Raw genomic sequence first — 16252 nt, 5'->3', positions numbered from 1 at the left:
CGCCCGCGTCGTCCGGCTCGCCGATGTCGGCGAGTTCGACGATGGTCTCGACCCCCGGGTCCATGGCGATGACCACCGGCTTGCCCGAGGTGAGGCCGTAGAAGAACTCCTCGGTGGGGATGGCGGAGCTGTCACCGTACGCGGCCACAGCCACGGTGTAGTCCTTCCACGGTCCGGGGAACAGCAGCCGCGACAGGGTCTCGCGCCGGGCGGGTCCCGCCAGTGCCTCCGACTCCTCGGCGCTCAGCTCGGCCGCAGGCGCCGCTGGACGCCGGCCGGCGAGCGCCCGCTCGCGGAACGGCTCGGCGAAGCCGGCAGGTGGTGTGCCGAGCTCGCCGGCGAGGTAACCCAGCACGCTCGCGGGCAGGTCGTAGCGTTCCGGATGTTCCCGAAGGTCGTCGACGTCGATCTCGCCGCCCGCGATGAACAGCGCCAGGTCCCCGACGACCTTGCTGGTCGGGGTCACCTTGATGGGTTTGCCGAGTAGATCGTTGGCCAGTGCGTAACACTCCTGGACCTGCGCCCACTTCGCGCCCAGGCCGAGCGCGATCGCCTGCTGGCGCAGGTTCGTCAGTTGACCACCGGGGATCTCGTGCCGGTACACCGCGCCGGTCGGCGCACGCAGGCCCGCCTCGAACGGCGCGTACAGGTCGCGTGCCGCCTCCCAGTACGGCTCCATCGCCGACAGCGCGGACAGGTCGATCCCGGTGGAGCGTGGAGTGTGGTCGGTGGCGGCGACCAGCGCGGACAGGTTCGGTTGGCTGGTACCACCCGACAGCGGTGCCGCCGCGGCGTCGACGGCGTCCGCTCCGGCGTCGGCCGCGGCGAGCAGGGTGGCGAGCTGACCGCCGGCGGTGTCATGGGTGTGCACGTGGACAGGTGCGTCAAAGTTCTCCCGCAGGGCTGTCACCAGCGCGCGGGCCGCGGTCGGGCGAAGCAGACCGGCCATGTCCTTGACCGCGAGCACGTGGGCGCCCGCGGCGACGAGCTGTTCGGCCAGGCGCAGGTAGTAGTCGAGAGTGTAGATCCGTTCCGCCGGGTCCGCGAGGTCCCCGGTATAGCACAGTGTGCCTTCCGCCACCGCCCCGGCTTCGATCACCGCGTCGATCGCCGGCCGCATCTGTTCGATGTCGTTCAACGCGTCGAACACCCGGAAGATATCGATTCCGGTCGCGGCGGCCTCGGCGACGAATGCCCGGACCATCTCGTCCGGGTAGGGGGTGTAGCCGACCGCGTTGCGGCCACGCAGCAGCATCTGCAGGCAGATGTTGGGGACCCTTTCCCGCAGGGCGGCGAGGCGCTCCCAGGGATCCTCGGCGAGGAAGCGCAGCGCCACGTCATAGGTCGCCCCGCCCCAGCATTCCAGGCTGAGCAGGCCGGGGGTGAGCCTGGCGTACGCGGGCGCGGCGGCGAGGATGTCAGTGGTGCGCAGCCGGGTCGCCAGCAGTGACTGGTGGGCGTCACGCAACGTGGTGTCGGTGACGGCGAGCCGCTCGGACGCCCGTAGCCACGCCGCCCATTCCCGCGGGCCCAGGTCGGCGAGCAGCTGGCGGGATCCGGCCGGCATCGCGCCAGGGGGCAGCGACGGCAGCAGGCTCACCGGGTCGATCAGCGCGGTGGCAGGCCGGCGCTGCCCGTTCACGGTGCTGTTCGCGAGCCTGTCCAGCAGGCGGCTGGTTCGGTCGGTACCACCATCACCGACCGACAGCGCCGGTCGCTCGTCCAGGAACGACGTCGTCACCCGTCCCGCCAGGAAGTCCGGCTCGGCCAGCAGCCGTCGCAGGAACTTCACGTTCGTCCGCACGCCGCGTATCCGGAACTCCGCCAGCGCGCGGCGGGCCCGCTGCGTCGCCTGTTCGAGGGTGGCTCCCCGCGTCGTCATCTTGACCAGCAACGAGTCGAAGTAGGGGGTGACCTGCGCGCCGGGGTAGGTCGCGCCGTCCAGGCGCACACCCGGCCCGCCCGGCGACTCGTATCGGGTGATCTTTCCGGTGTCCGGCCGGAACCCGTCCGCAGGGTCCTCGGTCGTCACCCGGCACTGCACGGCGGCACCGCGGATCGTGATCGACTTCTGCGTGAGACCCAGGTCGGCGAGGGTCTCGCCGCCTGCCACCCGCAGTTGCGCAGCGACCAGGTCCACCCCGGTGATCTCCTCGGTCACCGTGTGCTCGACCTGGATACGCGGGTTCATCTCCATGAAGGTGTGCGATCCGTCGGCCGCGACCAGGAACTCCACCGTGCCCGCGTTGACGTAGCCGACGTGTCGGGCGAACGCCAGCGCGTCCGCGCACAGCCGGTCGCGGACGGACGCGGCGAGCAGCGGCGCGGGCGCGACCTCCACCACCTTCTGATGGCGGCGCTGCACCGAGCAGTCCCGTTCGTACAGGTGGACGACCTGCCCGGTGGCATCGCCCAGGACCTGCACCTCGACATGGCGCGGCCGGTCCACCGCCTGTTCGAGGAAGACCGTGCCGTCGCCGAATGCGGCCGCGGCCTCCCTGACCGCGCTCGCCACCGCGTCGGCGAGATCATCCGGGCGGTTGACCCGACGCAGCCCGCGGCCACCGCCGCCGGCCGACGCCTTCACGAACAGGGGAAAACCCACCGCCGCGGCGGCCGCCGCGGCGGTCGCCGGATCGGTCAGCGGTGCCGAGGCCCGCAGCACCGGCAGACCTGCGGCGACGGCGGCTTCTCGCGCGGCCACCTTGTCCCCGGTCAGGCGCAGGACCTCCGGCGGGGGCCCGACGAAGGTGACGCCGGCGAGCACGCACGCCTCGGCCAGTGCCTCGCTCTCCGACAGAAAGCCGTAACCCGGGTGCAACGCGTCCGCGCCGACCCGCTTCGCCACCGCCAGCAGGGCGTCGACGTCGAGGTAGCCTCGGACGGGATGCCCGGGTTCGCCCAGTTCGTAGGCTTCGTGCGCTTTGATCCGGTGCAGCGAGCCGACGTCCTCGGGCGTGTAGACCGCAACGGTCCGCAGGCCGAGTTCGTGCGCGGCGCGGCAGACCCGTACGGCGATCTCGCTGCGGTTTGCGACCAGAACCTTATTGATCAACGTGGCACCTTCCACGACGCGGAGCAGGTCGACCCCCGGACGGCCGGAAACCCCGACGAATTGTCGCAGTGTTTTCGTGAAGGTGCCGCTGTTGTCTTGCCGGCTCCTTTGCGGCTCGCCGACGGTTACCCGCCGTAGATGGGCGGTAGCACAGCAGGGCGGATGTTGCCTGACCCGGCGCTAGTTGCCGAGCTTGGTGGCGAAGACGGCGGCCTGGGTTCGGCTCTCCAGACCGAGCTTGGCAAGCAGGCTGGACACGTAGTTCTTCACGGTCTTCTCCGCCAGGAACATCCGGGTGGCGATCTGCCGGTTGGTGAGCCCCTCGGCGATGAGCGCGAGGATCCGGCGTTCCTGGTCGGTCAGGCCGGCGAGCCGCTCGTCCTGGGCGGACTCCTGGCGCAGGCGGCACAGCACCCGGGGGGTGACCGCCGGGTCCAGCAACGACTGACCGGCCGCGACCCGACGGACGGCGTCCACCAGCGCGACACCGCGGATCTGCTTGAGCACGTACCCGGCGGCTCCCGCCATGATCGCGGTGAACAAGGCGTCCTCGTCGTCGAACGAGGTGAGGATCAGGCAGGCGATCGAGGGGTCCTGTGATCGGACTTGTCGGCACACCTCTATGCCGCTGCCATCCGGCAGGCGTGCGTCGAGGACCGCGACCGTCGGCCGGGCAGCGAGGATCGCCTGGTCCGCACCGTCGGCCCGGTCGGCTTCGCCGATCACCTCGATGCCGCGCTCGCCGGTAAGAAGATCGCGGAGCCCTCGACGGACCAGCTCATGATCATCTAGCAGGAACACCCGGATCGGCGCGACGCCTGTTGCGATGTCGACGGACCCGGCCACGTTCGCAGATTCCTCTGACACGGTTTTCTCCGCCTGACCCGAGGTTGTCTGTCACTGCACGTTACATTCCGCAAACAGATTCTAGCCCGAGCTGGCAGGGGTTGAACCACAGGTCCCGAATAATTGGTGGATGCGTCCTTTACCTCACAGGGGTCCGGGCGCCCCGCAGGGTCCGGGGTATGCCGGAAGCCGGGCGGCAGCCGCCGCACCCGGCGGAGCGCCCGGACCCCTGTCCGCGGATTTGTCGTGGATGTCTCGTGGGCACGGTGAGTACCCCGATGCCAGGAGCAACCGGGTCGTCCGGGAAGATGTGGAATCGGATTCCCGTGACTCGGCTCGCGGAAGCCGTGATCCGGAGATTGTTCACGTGAGGGAGGACGTCGCTATGCGCTTGGGTAAGGGCGGTGCGGAATCGGGGCCTGCGACCGCCGCACGGGTAGTCAAGATCCTGGAGGAGTACGTCGGCGGCCTACCTGTCGCCGATCCGGACGAGCCGTGCTCGTTTGTCCGGACCTGGACGTTGACACGTAACGTATCGGATGTATCACTTTCGGATACGGTTTTGCCGAAAACATCACTGCAGGTCGGATGCTCGGTCGTGCGCCGCTTCGGTGTGGATGATCGTCCGGGCGAGGCGGATGATCAACGGACCTACGAGCAGCTCGTCGGCTGCGCGCAGGCACTCGCCGCCCACGGGTTCGGGACGCAGGAAGTACGCGAAGGGTGGCGGACGGTCGCCCTGGACGTGTGTTCTCCCTCGGACACCCGGATCATTGAATCCACCATCGGGGACAGCGCGGATAAAACGGATAAGACTGCGCTCAAGGCCGAGACCGCGGAAAAGGCGGAGAAGAAGGCGGAGAAGAAGCGGCGCCGCGGCCTGCGGCGACCTGATTCCGAGCCCGTCGCGACCGCCTGACACACAGAATGTAGATCATCGGTCTTCCTGGGGCCCGGCCCGCCCGCCGCAGCGTCGCGGCGGGCGTGAGCATCGGATCCGGCAGGGGACCGGTCGGAACCGCGAGGTCGGGACCCGGTCAGGACCAGGGGGTCCGGCGGACCCATCGGTGGTCGGGGGCGTGGCGCCGTGGCGGACCGGCGGCTCGCAGCTCGCGGACGAACGGCATGACCGCCAGGGCTCCGAACGCGAACCCGACCACGTGGGCGCCGTAGGCGACACTCCCACCGTCGGCAACACCGATACCGGTGAAATACAGGTACTGAAGGACGAACCAGAATCCCAGGACGAGCCATGCGGGAAGCCAGAACGGCAGGAAGAACAGAAATGTGACAAGACCGATGACCCTGGCCCTCGGGAAGATCACAAGGTAGGCGCCGAGAACACCGGCCACTGCCCCGGACGCGCCGATGAGGGTTGTGGTCGAGTTCCCCTCGAACAAGGCGAATCCGTATGCGGCGGTGTACCCGCACACCAGGTAGAAGATCAGATACAGAAACCGCCCCATGCGGTCCTCGATGTTGTTCCCGAAGACGCCGAGAAACAGCATGTTGCCGATCAGATGCAACCAGCTTCCATGTAGGAACATCGACGTCAACACCGACAGGATCGGCGATTTGACGAACGACGGCGGGGACTCGAGGCGGCATCGCACACTGCCCGAAGCATCCACCCCCGCGGACCGGCCGTTCGGCACGGCGTCCAGCGGACGGTTCTCCAGCATCTCCTTGGGGATCGCCCCCCAGTGGTCGAAGAACCGCTGCTGCTCGCATACGCTGCGTGGTGTAGCCGTGGTGTAGCCGGCGACCGAGGTCACGATCGGCTCAAAGAACACGAAGACGACGACGTTCACCGCAATCAGCAGCCAGGTGATGACCGGACGGCGGCGCAGCGGGTTGATGTCGTGAATCGGCAGGACCACACACACATCCTGCCCGTCCCCCTCCAATCCCCGGCAACCGCGTCCGTCATACGACGAACAAGGCTCTCCGGACAGGCCATGGCGGGTGCACCCGGGTCCGTACCCGGGGTTTGTCGATGCCTACCGCATCGCGTTCTTGTTGAAGGGTTCGAGTCGTTCGCCGGGGGCAAGGGGGCGCCCGCCCATATAGCTCCCGCGCATGTGCCGGCGCACGCCACCAGGCGGGTCCTCGGTGGCGCGGGCGGCGGCGTGCCACAGATCGCTGTGGTGCAGCAGGACGTCACCGCGGTCGCAGTACACAGCCACCTCGCCGGATATCCTGCCGAAGCCGCCCGGGACGGCGTCCCAGTCACCCTTGTGGCTGCCCGGTAGGACCCGCAAAAAGCCGTTGGCCGGCGATGTCGGGTCGAGGTGGAACGTCAGCGCCACGCCGGGCCAGATGCCCGACGTCGGCCGGGACTGGTGGTCGCAGTGCCATCCGATACGGGTGTAGGTCATCGCGGGGCCGGGCCGGGCATCCTGGTAGACGACACCATGGTCGTCCACGTCGTAGAGCCAGAAGCCGTCGCCAAGGATCCGCCCGACAAGGCCACGCAGGACGGGGTGGTCGACGGCGGCGGCGGCAACGGGGGAGAGGTTCGTGACCCCGACCACATAGTGGACGTACGGCAGCCGGTCACCGTCCTCATCGTCGAAGTCGGCGCCCAGGTCGTCCCCGGCCCAGGACCGGTCCAGCTCGCCGCTACCGACCCGGCGTTGCAGCTCGGTGAGTGCCTCTTCCAGTTCGGTCGTCTCGTGTTCGGTGAACAGCCCGCGGACGATCACGTACCCGTCACGGTCGAAGTCGGCGACCAGCCGCGCGATCGCCTCCGATGTCATGTCGATTGTCATGTCGACAACGCTCGTCATGAGTACATCATGACCTCCACGCGAACCGCGGCGGGGAGACCGTGACCGTACGGCGAGCCCGGATCAATAATGGTCGCTGCTCGAGCGGGACTGCCGGTTCATCCAGACGGGCGTGACGAGGACGATGAGCCCGGCTGCCACACCGACCTGCAGGAGATGGCGTATCCAGTCGATTCCGATGGTGTTGCGGACACCTATCGCCCCGGCGATGATATTGCCGACCAGGGCGCCGATGATGCCGACCACGATCGTCAGCCACAGGGGGATCTTCTGCGGTCCCCGGACGACGAGACGTGCCAGCAGGCCGATGACAAGACCGGCAATCACGATCCAGATGATCTGAAACACGGTGGCCTTCCTCGGTCGGAACCGATGCTACTGTCAGTGATGGTCTTTCCGTTTATCGACCTTCACAAACGCCGCCCGTTCCTATGACCGGACAGCACGCGGGGCCGAGGGCGCGCGGTAGACATGCAGATATGCGGCATCCGAGGGGATCAGGCGGGTACGGGGCGGGCCGGTACGGCGATGCGGGGGAGCTGCTTGCCGACGACCGGGCGTATGTGTGGCATCCATACGCGTCGGTGACCGACCCGCTGCCGATGTTCCCGGTGGCGTCCGCGTCCGGGGTGCGCCTACGCCTGGCCGACGGCCGGGAGCTGATCGACGGGATGTCGTCGTGGTGGGCCGCCATCCACGGCTACGCCCACCCGGTGCTGGACCAGGCTGTCCGCGCCCAGCTCGACGACATGGCGCATGTCATGTTCGGCGGGCTCACCCACGCGCCCGCGGTGACGCTGGCGCGTACGCTCGTCGAGATCACCCCGCCGCCGCTGCGGAAGGTCTTCTTCTGCGACTCCGGATCGGTCGCCGTCGAGGTCGCGATCAAGATGGCGTTGCAGTACGCACGGGGGAGCGGCCGGCCGGAGCGGACGAAGTTGCTGACCGTACGGCGTGGGTACCACGGGGACACCTCCGGCGCCATGGCCGTGTGCGACCCCGACACCGGGATGCATCACCTATTCACCTCGCTGCTGCCGCGTCACTTCTTCGCCGAGGCGCCACGGCCCCGCTTCGACGAGCCGTGCGAGGACGGTGACGTCGCCGACGTCGCACAGCTGCTCAGGGAGCACCAGGACGAAATCGCCGCAGTGATCGTCGAACCTGTGGTACAGGGTGCCGGGGCGATGCGGTTCTACGCCCCCGGCTGGCTGGCCCGTCTACGCGCGCTGTGCGACGACCACGGCGTCCTGCTCATCGCGGACGAGATCGCCACGGGTTTCGGTCGCACGGGGGAGCTGTTCGGCTGCGACCACGCCGGGATCAGCCCGGACATCATGTGCGTCGGCAAGGCCATGACCGGCGGGTACCTGTCGATGGCGGCGACGTTGTGCACGGACGAGGTGGCGGCCGGGGTGTGCGCCTCCGAGGCCGGCGCGTTCATGCATGGTCCGACGTTCATGGGTAATCCGCTGGCCGCGGCGGTGGCGAACGCCGGCATTGACCTGCTGCTGTCCAGCCCGTGGCGGAGCAGGGTCGGTGACCTCCAGAGGTGGCTGGCCGACGGGCTTGCTCCCGCCCGTGAGCTGCCCGGGGTCGCCGACGTCCGGACGCTGGGCGCGATCGGGGTGATCGAGACCCGGGAACCGGTCGACATCCGGGTCATCCAACCGTTGCTGGTCGAACTGGGGGTCTGGGTTCGTCCTTTTGGCCGGCTCGTCTATGCGATGCCTCCATTTGTCATGACATGTTCCGACGTTGCCGTTCTGACCGGCGCGATGGTCGAGGCGGTCGGCCGCACCACGTCCTGACCGTCGTGATCCTGACCGTCGTGTCGACGTGAACGGGTTCGCGATGCCACATCGCCCGGCGACCTTCATGTCGGGACATCGCCAAAGTGGTTGCGGTTACGGGGCCGTCCTTCGTACTCTTTGTTCTCACGAGTGCACTGTGAGTAGTAGGTCGGGGCGGGTTGAACCGTGACGGGGCGAACGAGGAAGGTCAACCCCAGATGATATTACGCATTGCGCTACCTCCTCGCCCGAAAGCGGCGGATCGTCGCGTACGGTGTGGCGGCAGGGCTGCCCGGTACATCCGGGGCCTGCTGGTCGACCGCAGGGCGCGTCTCGCGCTCCGCGCTCTTCCGCCCGGACTCGTCCGTTACATCATCGGTGTTGATCTACTGTGCTTCACGGCTGTACTGGTCGGACTCGCCGAGCTACCCCTCCGAATCGCCGACCTGCTCACCTTTGGCGTTTTTGTGCTCCTTGGTCGCCTGGCGATCGAGACGTCACGACATCTCGGCGCACCGGGCCGCCGAAAGGACGAGCCATACCGGGATCTGCTATTGACCTGGACATTGCCGGTCGCGCTGCTGCTCCCGCCGCTGTACGCGGCCGTCCTGCACCTGCCTCTCTACTGTGTCTTCCGCTCCAGGATCGGCCCGCAGCCCGGGTACAAGCGGGTCTTCAACGCGGCGGCACTCGGCCTGTCCGGTTTCTGTGCGTCAACCGTTCACCTTGCGCTTGCTCCGACGCAGGGAGAATACCGAATCGACACCCTCGTGGGCTCCTCCGGGCGTATCGGCGCGTTGTTCGTCGCGGTACTCACCTATACGGTGCTGAACCGGATTCTTCTGCACGGCGCTCTCCGCCGCCGCCATCCCGGTCGCCCGCGTCGTCCGTTCGGTGGGTGCGGACGCGAGATGATCGCCCTCGATGCCGTCGAGATGTGTTCCGCGATCGTCATCGCCGTGTTGTGGACCGTGCATCCGCTGCTCATGCTCGCGGCAACCCCACCGGCGCTCCTACTCCAGCGCAGCCTCCTGCACGCGGAACTCCTCCAGGCTGCCCGTACCGACGACAAGACCCGGCTGGCCAACCCGGCCTACTGGCATGAGGTCGCCGAACGCGAGGTTCTGCGGATCCGGCGCGCGGATCGCCCACTGTCCGTTCTCATCGTCGACATCGACCACTTCAAGCGGGTCAACGACCGGTTCGGTCACCTGACCGGCGATGCCGTCCTCGTCGCCGTCGCCGATGCGCTGCGCGCGGCCACCCGCCCCCGCGACCTTGTCGGCCGCTTCGGCGGCGAGGAGTTCGTCGTCCTGCTCTGCGAGGTCGACCGTGACAACGCGGTCCATACCGCCGAGCGGATCCGGCGGCAGGTGGCGGGGATGCGCTGTCGGGTGGACAGCCGGGCCACCGAGACGGTCACCGTTTGCGTGACCGTCTCGGTCGGCGTGGCCACCGCGACCGGCGCCGACGTGGATCTGCGGACCCTGCTGGAGACCGCCGACGCGGCGCTGTACCGGGCCAAGGCCGACGGGCGCAACCGCGTCCGCCTGGCGGCTCAGGTCGCTGCTGCACGTACCGCCTGACCTGCGGTGTTACGGGGTGACCGCGCTGGTGGTGTTGCGCAGCAGCAGCATCGTCGTCACCGGGCCCACGCCACCTGGAACGGGGGTGAGAGCGCCCGCCACGGATGCGACGGCCTCGGCGTCGACGTCACCGACCAGACCGGAGTCGGTGACGTTCGTGCCCACGTCGATCACGGTGGCACCCGTCCGGATGAACCCCTTACCGATCATCCTGGGTCGGCCGACGGCGGCCACCACGATGTCGGCCTCGTGCACGATCGATATCAGATCGGTCGTACGTGAGTGGCACACCGTCACCGTGGCGTCCTCGGCGAGCAGCAGGAGTGACGCGGGTTTGCCGACCACCGGGCTGCGCCCGATGACCACCGTGCGGGTGCCGGCCAGCTTGATGTCGCTGCGGTGCAGGATCTCCAGAACCGCGGCGGCGGTGGCCGGGGCGAAACACGGCAGGCCGAGCGCAAGGCGTCCGAGGCTCAGCGGGTTCATCCCGTCGACATCCTTGTGGGCGGGGATACGTGCCCCGATGTCCGCGGCGGAGAGCCCCGCAGGGAGCGGGGTCTGCACGATCAGACCGTGCACGTCATCGTCGGCGGCCAACCGATCGACCGTCGTGAGGAGTTCGGTGGGGTCACCGGACAGTTCGTGGACGATGCAGCGCACCCCCACCTTGGCCGCCGTGCGTTCGATGACACGGACATAGGAACGGGCCGCGGCATCGGACGTCGGTAGCACCACACCCAGCGTCGGCACGACGCCGGCCTGGCGCAGCCGTTCGACGTCGTCGACGACTCCTCGCCCGATTTCGGCGGCCATGGACCGCCCGTCCAGAAATTTCATGATCCGATCCGCTCCCCGACGGTACGCACGATGCCGTCGGCCGTAGCCACAGATGTCAGATGGTCGGCGAGGGCCGTGGTGGTGGCATCCCGGATACCCGGGTCCGTCATCGCCGCGGTGTTCACCCGCACATTGATCGCGGCGCTGTCCAGCGCGGCGCGTGCGCTGGCAGCGGCCACGCCGACGTCGCTGAGGACGTTCACGTTCGCGCCGTCGAGGATGGCCGCGCACAACCGCACCACCTCCGCAGCCACCGCCGCGGTCCGCAGCGGAACCTCGGCCGCGCCGATCAGCGCAGTCTGGATCGCCCGACTGCGCTCGGCGCGCTCGGCGTCCGTACCCTTCGGCAGTTTGTAGGCGTCGGTGACGACGGAGAACGCCCGGGCGTCGGCCTCGGCGAGTGCCAGCGCCTCAACCCGGGCACTGTCGGCGTCGGCCCGGGCCGAGCGCATCGTCGCCTCATGCGCGCTGTAGCGGGGTTTGCCGACCGTCAGGTTGCAGACCATGCTCACCAGCGCCGCACCAAGGGCGGCGTGCAGGGCCGCGGCGGCACCGCCACCCGGTGTGGGCGCGGGCGAGGCGAGATCGGTGAGGAACCCCGCAAGTGTCTCGTCGTCCACAACACCCTCTTTGCCTGTTCCACTGGTGGCGGCCTGTTCCGCCGACCGCACTGCACCGTAGCAAGACTGTGGGCTATTGGTGGAAAGGCAGGAGTAATGAGCAGCGGCCGCAGCGGCCGGCGTGCCTCATGCGGCCGCGTGGGTGTGCCCGGCGGCAGCCGGCAGATCGGCGACGATCTCGATACTGGTCGGACGTTTGAACTTGGTGAGGCCCGCCTCGCAGCGTTCCGCCAGATCGGTCCGAAGTCGGGGATCCGGAACGTCGACCGGCACGACGAGCGCGACGGGTACCTCGCCGAGGACGGCGTCCGGACGACTGACAACTGTCACACGACGCACTCGTGGGTCGGCGAGCAGGACCTCCTCGACCTCGCGGGGGAGCACCTTCTCACCACCACGGTTGATCACATCGTCGCTGCGGCCCGACAGGAAGAGGTAGCCGTCCGGGTCGAGCAGGCCGATGTCGCCGGTGTCGAGCCAGCCATCGTCGGTGAACCGGTGGCCGTCGTCTGGACCCACGTAGGCACGGATCACCCCCGGGCCGCGGACCTGGACCTTCCCGGTCAGTTCGGCTGGAAGTACCGTTCCGGTGTCGTCGACGATACGAACTTCGCTCCCGACGGGCACACCCACCGAACCGGGTTTGCGGGTCCCGGCCGGGGGACTGGCGGTGAGGTGACCCCCGGCCTCGGTCATGCCGTAGGTCTCCAGCACCGGTACGCCGGTCGCCTCCTCGAACGCCTGTAACACGCGGACGGACAGGGGAGCGGCTGCCGACCGGACGAACCGGACGTGACAGTCACGGGCGCGTACGGCATCACGATCCCGGGCCAGGATGGCCAGGATGGCAGGGACGCCGTTGATCCAGGTCACGCGATGGCGGCCGATCATCGTCCAGAACCCGCGGCGGCGGAACCGCCGGTCGAGGACGAGGGTAGCGCCGCTGTACAGCGTGGCGAGCAGTCCCACGACCAGCGCATTGGCATGGAACAGCGGCAGCGGGTTGTAACCGATGTCGGACCGGCTCAGTTGGTGGTGGCGGGCAACGGTGGCGGCCACGTACGAGAGCTGGGCGGTGCCGAGGAACACCTGGGTGGTTGGTCCGGCCGGTGCCGAACCCGTGAGCAGCACCCCGCCCTGCTCGGCAACCGAGCCATGGTCATCAACCTCAAGGTGTCCGCCGACGACCGGGCCGTGTCCGCCGACGACCGGGCCGTGTCCGCCGTCGACCTCGGGGCCGACGGGTACAGGGTCGAGGGTCATGCGGGGGCTGAGTTCGCGAACACCGGACGGGGCCGGGATCGACCGGTCGGTCACCACCAGCTCGGGACGAGCATGCCGTAGGGCACGTTCCGTCTCCGCGGGGGGAGCGTCCGGGTCCAGGGGAACCGCGTGGCGACCGCTCGTAAGGACCGCGAGGAACACGACCGCGAAATCCAGGGGATCGGACACGAGGATAGCGATCCGTCCTCCTACCCGCGGGCCATGCTCGTCGAAGTCGGCCTGCCACCGCCGAACAAGTGACACCATTGCGCCATAGGTGATGAAACGGTCGCAACGCGCGTCGCGAAGGTACACGCGGGTCGGCTGCTCACGACTCCATGCGTCCATCCACTCGATCACTGATGTCACGTTCACCACCGTTGTCGACGCCCATGAAATATTGAGCCCTCCCCGATATCGGGGATTTCGGGTCCATTGAAGATTATCAATGCTGTTCGTCGCCGTTCGTCGGGCCGGCCCCAACCGGGCATCCCCGGATTGTCAGAGCAGTCCTGGTCCACAGGATAAACCCTTGCGCCGGGTGTCCCGAGTCACACGCGGAGGGGCTCGGGGGGACTTTTGTCACACACCCCGAACGGGGTCAAAGGGTATGCCCTCATCGTCTGTTCGGGTCCACCGGTGGAAAACGTGGGGCCTACCCGACAGCCCCGTTTTCATCAGGGTGGCGAACAGGAGTGTGGCGAACGGGTTCACACCGGGTTTTCGTGGTGCCAGGGGTGCCAGGGGTTCTACTTGACATAATGTCGATTATCGGCGCTTTTCTCGGGGCCAGGGGAGCGGCCCGGTGGACGCGTTGCCGCGATACGCCAAGGCGCGGTTCGTCAGGTCGGCGTATCAGCCGGCGAGTCAGGCCGACGGATCCAGATCAAGCGCGAGCGAGTTCATGCAGTAGCGCTGCCCGGTTGGTTGCGGCCCGTCGTCGAACAGATGGCCGAGATGTGATCTACAGCGTCGGCACCGCACCTCGGTACGGATCATTCCATGGGATCGATCTTCCACCAGCTCCAGCGCGTCGGCCACCGCCGGCTCGTAGAAACTCGGCCATCCCGAGCCGGAGTCGTACTTGGTGGACGAATCGAACAACACGTTCCCACAGGCGCCACAACGGTAGATTCCGGTGTCCTTGCTGTGGGTATAGGCGCCGGTGAACGGTGGTTCGGTGGCCGCGTCACGCAGGATTGCGTAACGCTCCGGAGAAAGTTCCTTACGCCACTCTTCCTCGGTCTTGGTGACCCGATCCGCGGACACGGTGGCCTCCCTGTCGTCAGCGCTCGTGGGAACATGGAAACGCGGTCATGGACACTCAGTGTGCCGCACTCCCCTATCTTTTATCCTCCGCTGCCACGGACTCCCCCGCTGCGGCCTCGCCGTCGCGTCCGGCAACGGCCGGGCCCGCGGCGGCGAGGCCGCAGGTGGCGACCACCACTGCTGCGGCGGCGGGCAGCGGCGCGATGTCACGGCGCGCTCCCGCGCAGGCCAGTACGGCTGCGTCGGTGGTGTCGACGAGCATCCCCGCCCACAGCCAGCCTCGGGCCGGCTCGTCCCTGACCACCGCCGTGAGCAGGCCCACGCCGAGAGCGATGTCACGTATCGCGGCAACGCGCGCGATCCATGCCGTCCGTTCAGCGGTTACCCGGTCTATCCCGGCGATACGCGCGAATCCGGCTGGACGTGTCAACAGTCCGACACCGATCCCGCACCGTACTGCGCCCAGCAGGCCGATTCGCAGACGGTGTGTGTCGGAAAAAGGCGTCGAGTCGATCGACTTTCTACGTTGTGTGAGCACGATCTCGTTACCGGCCTTGTCTTCGTGGGAACGTCCACCAGAGCCTGTGCGTTGGTGAGTCTGAGTTCCTCACTGGTATCGACGCTCGGGAGGGTTTTTCATGGGCGAGCGCATCCTGCGAGGCAGCCGCCTAGGTGCAGTGTCCTACGAGACGGACCGCAGCACCGAGCTCGCGCCACGCCAGACCGCGTCCTACGACTGCCCGAACGGTCACCAGTTCACTATGCCCTTCGCTGCCGAGGCCGAGGTCCCGGCAGTCTGGGAGTGTCGTGTGTGTGGTGCCGGGTCGGTCATCGTCAACGGCGAGGTCCCGGAGCCGAAGAAGAGCAAGCCCCCGCGAACCCACTGGGACATGCTGATGGAGCGGCGTACCACCGATGACCTCGAAGAGGTACTGGCCGAGCGACTTGCGGTTCTGCGTGGCACGGGCGAGGATCGCCGCTCCGCCTGACACGGCTTGCCTAGCAGCGACCAACCGGTGTGTCACGTTGACACACCGGTTGTCGGTCTGTCCGGCTGTCCCTGCAGGTTCCTGCGTGCCGTGGGAATTGCTGCTACGGGAAGCGGCACGGCGCTGCTGTCGGTGTTCGCCGCCTGACGGGCGCGGTTGCCGGCATCGACCGGTCGACCGGAGCGGGTCGTCACAGCCCACCACGCTACCCGCCACAGTGCCTCCGCCACGATCGCCCGGCTCATCTTGGAACGTCCGCGTTCACGTTCGACAAAAGTGATCGGAACCTCCACGACCCGGAACCCCGACCTCCACGCCTGCCATGCAAGGTCCACCTGGAAGCAGTATCCCTGCGACGTCACCCGTTCCAGGTCACGGCTTTCCAGGACCTGCGTCCGGTACGCCCGAAAGCCTGCGGTGGCGTCCGCCAGTGGCATGCCGAGAACGGCCCGTACGTAGGCGTTCGCCCCACGGGACAGCAGCAGGCGTGAGCGCGGCCAGTTACGTACCTCTCCCCCGGCAACCCACCGTGAGCCGATCACCAGGTCGGCCTCACGCAGGGCGGCGAGCAGGCGCGGAAGCTCCTCCGGCTGGTGGGAGCCGTCGGCGTCCATCTCCACGAGGACGTCATAGCCGCGCCGCAGGCCCCACCCGAAGCCGGTCACATAGGCCGTGCCCAGCCCGTCTTTGGCGGTGCGGTGCAGGACGTGCACGTGCGGGTCGGCACCGGCGAGCGTATCGGCGATCTTTCCGGTGCCGTCGGGGCTCGCATCGTCGATGACCAGCAGGTCCACATCCGGGTTGGCCGCGCGCAGCCGCGTGACCGTGTCACGGAGGTTCTCCCGCTCGTTGTAGGTCGGAACACACACCAGAACGCGCTGCTCGTCCACGCGTCTCCCTTCGGTGTCGCCGTCGGTGCTGTCGGTGCCGTCGCCCGTGCCCCCCTGCTGTCCTCCGCGGTTGACCGCAGCCGTCGTTGTCGCCTGGCCTGCGCGTAGCCCAAACGTTACAGCCAGCAGCCCGAGGATCAGGAGAACCGCTTCCGGGACCACGCCGGCCCGGTCCGCGGGCGTCCGGCCGGTGCGGAGCGGAAGCGAGGAGGTCAGAACCGCGGCCTCGTAGAGCCCGGACTGGACGATCACCTGGCCGTTCGGCCGGACCAGCGCGCTCTGGCCGCTGGTGGACACCTGGACGGCCGCGCGGCC

The 16252-nt window shown here is 68.2% G+C and carries 15 protein-coding genes; 4 read left to right on the top strand and 11 right to left on the bottom strand.

The window, feature by feature from the left end; genetic code table 11:
* Both NBW77_RS19650 and NBW77_RS19645 read right to left on the bottom strand, forming a co-directional pair.
* On the bottom strand, positions 1 to 3052 hold a 3052-nt coding region (locus NBW77_RS19650), incomplete at its 3' end, for a pyruvate carboxylase (protein WP_250280127.1).
* Positions 3053 to 3235: 183 nt separating this feature from the next.
* A complete protein-coding gene (locus tag NBW77_RS19645; RefSeq protein ID WP_131746959.1) occupies positions 3236 to 3922 on the bottom strand; it encodes a response regulator in 687 nt (228 codons plus the stop codon).
* 541 nt (positions 3923 to 4463) lie between these two features.
* Between NBW77_RS19645 and NBW77_RS19640 the strand changes: the two genes are divergently transcribed.
* Complete coding sequence (locus NBW77_RS19640) at positions 4464 to 4820, top strand: hypothetical protein (protein ID WP_165486100.1); 357 nt, start codon at positions 4464 to 4466, stop codon at positions 4818 to 4820.
* Positions 4821 to 4938: 118 nt separating this feature from the next.
* On the opposite strand, the gene NBW77_RS19635 is transcribed toward NBW77_RS19640, so the two are convergent.
* The 3 genes from NBW77_RS19635 to NBW77_RS19625 all read right to left on the bottom strand — a co-directional run bounded on the left by NBW77_RS19635 (position 4939) and on the right by NBW77_RS19625 (position 7038).
* Positions 4939 to 5781, bottom strand: a complete 843-nt coding sequence (locus NBW77_RS19635) for a rhomboid family intramembrane serine protease (RefSeq protein WP_131746957.1) — start codon at positions 5779 to 5781, stop codon at positions 4939 to 4941.
* Positions 5782 to 5901: 120 nt separating this feature from the next.
* On the bottom strand, positions 5902 to 6690 hold the full coding sequence (locus NBW77_RS19630) for a phytanoyl-CoA dioxygenase family protein (RefSeq protein WP_207387035.1): 789 nt from the start codon (positions 6688 to 6690) through the stop codon (positions 5902 to 5904).
* A 63-nt stretch (positions 6691 to 6753) separates the two neighbouring features.
* Positions 6754 to 7038 carry a GlsB/YeaQ/YmgE family stress response membrane protein gene (locus NBW77_RS19625; protein ID WP_131746956.1) on the bottom strand — a complete coding sequence of 95 codons (285 nt, stop codon included), beginning with the start codon at positions 7036 to 7038 and terminating at the stop codon, positions 6754 to 6756.
* A gap of 131 nt (positions 7039 to 7169) precedes the next feature.
* Here NBW77_RS19625 and bioA point away from each other — a divergent pair, with 131 nt between their 5' ends.
* Both bioA and NBW77_RS19615 read left to right on the top strand, forming a co-directional pair.
* Entirely contained in the window at positions 7170 to 8501 is a 1332-nt protein-coding gene (gene bioA, locus NBW77_RS19620; protein ID WP_131746955.1) for an adenosylmethionine--8-amino-7-oxononanoate transaminase, read from the top strand.
* A gap of 200 nt (positions 8502 to 8701) precedes the next feature.
* Positions 8702 to 10069 (top strand): GGDEF domain-containing protein, encoded by a 1368-nt coding sequence (locus NBW77_RS19615; RefSeq protein ID WP_250280126.1) that lies wholly within the window; start codon positions 8702 to 8704, stop codon positions 10067 to 10069.
* Between the two features lie 9 nt (positions 10070 to 10078).
* Here the strand turns inward: NBW77_RS19615 and NBW77_RS19610 are convergent, their stop codons facing one another.
* The 5 genes from NBW77_RS19610 to NBW77_RS19590 all read right to left on the bottom strand — a co-directional run bounded on the left by NBW77_RS19610 (position 10079) and on the right by NBW77_RS19590 (position 14524).
* Positions 10079 to 10906 (bottom strand): bifunctional 5,10-methylenetetrahydrofolate dehydrogenase/5,10-methenyltetrahydrofolate cyclohydrolase, encoded by an 828-nt coding sequence (locus NBW77_RS19610; RefSeq protein ID WP_131746954.1) that lies wholly within the window; start codon positions 10904 to 10906, stop codon positions 10079 to 10081.
* The gene (locus NBW77_RS19605) at positions 10903 to 11526 is read right to left on the bottom strand and encodes a cyclodeaminase/cyclohydrolase family protein (protein ID WP_131746953.1); all 624 of its coding nucleotides are present in this window, start codon (positions 11524 to 11526) and stop codon (positions 10903 to 10905) included. The genes NBW77_RS19610 and NBW77_RS19605 overlap by 4 nt, the downstream gene beginning before the upstream one ends.
* A 126-nt stretch (positions 11527 to 11652) precedes the next feature.
* Entirely contained in the window at positions 11653 to 13158 is a 1506-nt protein-coding gene (locus tag NBW77_RS19600) for an AMP-binding protein (RefSeq protein WP_131746952.1), read from the bottom strand.
* Between the two features lie 498 nt (positions 13159 to 13656).
* On the bottom strand, positions 13657 to 14058 hold the full coding sequence (gene msrB, locus NBW77_RS19595) for a peptide-methionine (R)-S-oxide reductase MsrB (protein ID WP_131746951.1): 402 nt from the start codon (positions 14056 to 14058) through the stop codon (positions 13657 to 13659).
* A 73-nt stretch (positions 14059 to 14131) separates the two neighbouring features.
* Positions 14132 to 14524: a DUF4267 domain-containing protein gene (locus NBW77_RS19590; protein ID WP_349817055.1), complete on the bottom strand. Its 393-nt coding sequence runs from the start codon at positions 14522 to 14524 to the stop codon at positions 14132 to 14134.
* 172 nt (positions 14525 to 14696) lie between these two features.
* Here NBW77_RS19590 and NBW77_RS19585 point away from each other — a divergent pair, with 172 nt between their 5' ends.
* The gene (locus NBW77_RS19585; RefSeq protein ID WP_131746950.1) at positions 14697 to 15047 is read left to right on the top strand and encodes an RNA polymerase-binding protein RbpA; all 351 of its coding nucleotides are present in this window, start codon (positions 14697 to 14699) and stop codon (positions 15045 to 15047) included.
* A gap of 32 nt (positions 15048 to 15079) precedes the next feature.
* Here the strand turns inward: NBW77_RS19585 and NBW77_RS19580 are convergent.
* Positions 15080 to 16252: polyprenol monophosphomannose synthase (locus NBW77_RS19580; RefSeq protein ID WP_250280124.1), on the bottom strand; the 1173-nt coding region annotated here is incomplete at its 5' end.

Origin of the sequence: Frankia sp. Cppng1_Ct_nod, from assembly GCF_920656135.1 — a bacterium.
In the GTDB taxonomy this organism is placed as follows: Bacteria; Actinomycetota; Actinomycetes; order Frankiales; family Frankiaceae; genus Protofrankia; species Protofrankia meridionalis.
Note: the sequence above shows the minus strand (reverse complement) of the source record. Positions and strands in the feature narration are given on the sequence as shown.